This window comes from Mycobacterium sp. 1165178.9, from assembly GCF_001673555.1.
In the GTDB taxonomy this organism is placed as follows: Bacteria; Actinomycetota; Actinomycetes; order Mycobacteriales; family Mycobacteriaceae; genus Mycobacterium.
Window position 1 is genome coordinate 1 of record NZ_LZMB01000001.1, and the last position, 2867, is coordinate 2867.

The following is a 2867-nucleotide window of genomic DNA, read 5'->3' on the forward strand; positions in this document are numbered from 1 at the left end:
GCGGGCTGGTCCCCGCGGCCGACGTCTCCGACCTGGTGGCCCGCAGGATCAGCGCGGTGGCCGATCCGCGCGCACGCCAGCTGCGTCGCCGCCGCCGCGCGCTTCGGTGGGGCCTGATCTTTTGCGCCGGGTGTGTGTTCTGGGCGGCGGTGACCTTGCTGCTCGCGGCATGGGGCTGGTTCGCCTTGCTGCTGGAAATCACCGGGGGCGTCGCGGTTTTCATGGCCATTCCGGCGACGCTGTTGCTGCTCCGCTATCGCTGGCTGCGGTCCGAGCCGTTGCCGACACCCCGGACCGCCGGCGCGCGCCGGCTGCCGCCACCGGGTTCGGCGGCGCGCCCCGCGATGTACGCGCTGGGTGCTTCGGAGCGCGGATTTACGTCGTTGGTGGCCGTGATCGAGCGGGGCGCGATGTTGCCGGCGGCCGAGATCCGCGAGTTGACCGCGGCCGCCACGAGGACCTCGGCGGCCATGGCGTCCACCGCGGCGCAGGTGGTGTCGATGGAGCGGGCGGCGCAGGCCAGCGAGGAATCGCGGTCGTATCTGGTGCCCACCATCAACGCGTTCACCGCGCAGCTGTCCGCCGGCGTCCGCCAATACAACGAAATGGTCACCGCGGCCGCGCAATTGGTGTCCTCGGCGAACGGCGACGGATCCGCGGCGTCGCAGCAGTACCGCGCTGAGCTGGCCGGCGCGACCGATCGCCTGGTCGGTTGGGCGCAGGCGTTCGACGAACTCGGCGGATTGCGCGGGACGGGCTAGCTTTCTCGGCTCACCGGCGTGTCCCGCGGATCACCTGCTAGAACGAGGCTTTGAGCGACGGCAGCAGCAGCGCCACCAGACCGCGGGCGGTGGCCTTGAGCATGTCGAAGAAGTCGAAGTAGTCCCGCCACAACGTGATTCGCCCGTTCTGGACCTCGAACACGCCGCACACCCAGAACTGCAGCCGCAGCGGGCCGAAGATCAGCGCGTCGGTGCGTTCGGTGAGCACCGCGCCGCCGTCGGCCGCGATGCGATGGATCTTCACCTCGAAGGCGGCGCGGCCCTCCATCTGGCGAAACAGCTTCATGGCTCTGGCCCGGCCACGGATGGTGGGCAGGCCGACGTTTTCGTAGACGAGGTCGTCGGCCAGCGCGGCGTCGGCGGCGTCGTAATCCGCGTCCTGCAGTGCGTACAGGAATCCTTCGACCGTACGGGTGTTCGCAACGGTTGTGCCAGTTAGCTCGGTCATCTTGCCAGCGTAGGCGCGTGGCAATCGGGCGCTGTGGCAGGGTGAGCACGATGCGTGTCGCCGTGGTCGCCGGGCCGGATCCCGGGCATTCGTTCCCGGCCATTGCGCTGTGCCGGCGCTTCGCCGAAGCCGGCGATGAGCCCACGCTGTTCACCGGCGCCGAATGGCTCGACACCGCCCGCGGCGCCGGCATCGGCGCATTCGCGCTGGACGGGCTGGCGGCCACCGACGACGACGTCGACGCCGGGGCCAGGATCCACCGGCGCGCCGCGCGGATGGCAGTGCTCAACGTGCCCGCGCTGCGCGGACTGGCGCCCGACCTGGTGGTGTCGGACGTCATCACCGCCGGTGGCGGCATGGCCGCCGAACTGCTGGGCATTCCGTGGATCGAGCTCAACCCGCATCCGCTGTACCTGCCGTCGAAAGGACTGCCGCCGATAGGCAGCGGGCTGGCGCCGGGGACCGGCATCCGCGGGCGGCTGCGCGACGCCACGATGCGCGCGCTGACGGCGCGATCCGTGCGCACGGGCCTGCGGCAGCGCGCGAACTCGCGCGTCGAGATCGGGCTGCCGGCGCACGACCCCGGGCCGCTGCGAAGGCTGATCGCGACGCTGCCCGCGCTGGAAGTACCCCGTCCCGACTGGCCCGCCGAGGCCGTCGTCGTCGGGCCGCTGCACTTTGAGCCGACCGACCGGATCCTCGAGGTCCCGGCGGGCTCCGGCCCGGTGGTGGTCATTGCGCCGTCGACCGCCGTGATCGGGACCGAGGGCCTCGCCGAGGTCGCGTTGGGGTGCTTGACGCCGGGGGAGACCTTGCCGGCGGGATCTCGTCTGCTGGTGTCGCGGCTGGACGGACCGGATCTGACCGTGCCGCCATGGGCGACGGTCGGGCTGGGACGTCAGGACGAGTTGCTGGTGCACGCCGACTTGGTGATCTGCGGCGGCGGCCACGGCATGGTGGCCAAGACGCTGCTGGCCGGCGTGCCGCTGGTGGTGGTGCCCGGCGGCGGCGACCAGTGGGAGATCGCCAACCGGGTGCTGCGCCAGGGCAGCGCGCGGCTGATCCGGCCGCTGACCGCCGAGGCGCTGGTGGCCGCCGTCAACGAGGTGCTGTCGTCGCCCCGCTACCGGGCGGCGGCGCAGACGGCGGCGGGCGGCATCACCGACGTCGCCGATCCGGTCCGGGTATGCCGCGACGCGCTCGCGGTGACCGGATGATCCGCGGCGCGCGGTCCCGGCCGACCTATGCTTCGGCGGGAGGCACAGCGATGAGGATCATCACGACAATCGCCGCCGGCGCCCTGCTGTCGGGTGCGATGGCCGTCGCGCCCGTCGCGCACGCCGACAGTCCCGAGGAACAGCAGGCGTGCCAGTTGATGGACGATCCGGCCGCCGCCCAGCAGGGACTCGCGCCGGCCGAGTACGCCTTCATGCAGTTGCGCGCCACTATGTCGGCCCAACACGCGCGCGACGTGATGTCCATTGCGGTGCAGGAGGACTGCCCCAACCACATCGTCGACCTGCCCGCCAGCTGGAGATAGCGCGCTTCGGGCTCAGGTGTCTCAGGCGCGCTCGCTGGGTATGTTGACTGCCGTGCGGCTAACGGAGTTTCACGAGCGGGTAGTCCTGCGCTTTGGC

General features: G+C 71.5%; 4 protein-coding genes. 3 read left to right on the top strand and 1 reads right to left on the bottom strand.

Translation table 11 applies throughout. The annotated features are described in order from the left end of the window. Nucleotides 1–5: 5 nt before the first annotated feature. A complete protein-coding gene (locus A5652_RS00005) occupies nt 6–761 on the top strand; it encodes a hypothetical protein (RefSeq protein WP_067345136.1) in 756 nt (251 codons plus the stop codon). 37 nt (nt 762–798) lie between these two features. Here A5652_RS00005 and A5652_RS00010 read toward each other — a convergent pair whose 3' ends face one another. Continuing rightward, nucleotides 799–1230, bottom strand: a complete 432-nt coding sequence (locus tag A5652_RS00010; RefSeq protein ID WP_067345128.1) for a limonene-1,2-epoxide hydrolase family protein — start codon at nt 1228–1230, stop codon at nt 799–801. A gap of 50 nt (nt 1231–1280) precedes the next feature. Here A5652_RS00010 and A5652_RS00015 point away from each other — a divergent pair, with 50 nt between their 5' ends. Together A5652_RS00015 and A5652_RS00020 are read left to right on the top strand one after the other, a co-directional pair. Next, nucleotides 1281–2447 (top strand): glycosyltransferase, encoded by a 1167-nt coding sequence (locus A5652_RS00015; RefSeq protein ID WP_067345130.1) that lies wholly within the window; start codon nt 1281–1283, stop codon nt 2445–2447. Nucleotides 2448–2497: 50 nt separating this feature from the next. After that, a complete protein-coding gene (locus A5652_RS00020; protein WP_067345133.1) occupies nt 2498–2770 on the top strand; it encodes a hypothetical protein in 273 nt (90 codons plus the stop codon). Nucleotides 2771–2867: the final 97 nt, after the last annotated feature.